Source organism: Clostridium sp. DFI.1.208 (assembly GCF_024463855.1).
In the GTDB taxonomy this organism is placed as follows: Bacteria; Bacillota_I; Bacilli_A; order Erysipelotrichales; family Erysipelotrichaceae; genus Clostridium_AQ.
Genome location: NZ_JANGCA010000274.1, coordinates 1 through 286, shown reverse-complemented (window position 1 = coordinate 286; position 286 = coordinate 1). Strand labels below are relative to the sequence as shown.

The 286-nt window shown below is 39.2% G+C and carries 1 protein-coding gene; it reads left to right on the top strand.

Going from position 1 to position 286, the window contains the following annotated elements:
• Positions 1–242, top strand: a 242-nt coding sequence (locus NE665_RS24345; RefSeq protein WP_256302761.1) for a replication initiation factor domain-containing protein, incomplete at its 5' end; no start/stop codon positions are given.
• Between the last annotated feature and the right edge of the window lie 44 nt (positions 243–286).

Here is a 286-nt window from a genome sequence, read left to right as displayed (position 1 = left end):
GGAACAATCGTGAACGATTAAAACTAACCACAAAACCAGAGCCTTACTCCTTCCAAAGGACGCTGAACTGGCTATCTCATCAAGATGCCCCGACCTTAAAGGTTGCGATTAAACTTGATGAAATCAACCAGACGCAGGTTGTAAAAGACATTCTCGACCATGCGAAACTGACAGACCGACTCAAGCAGATTTTGAAGCAACAGTCAGTAAAAGAACAGGACGTGATAACAACAAAAAATTAACTCAAATACAAATTCATTGAATATAGAGAGGAGAACATTTTTAT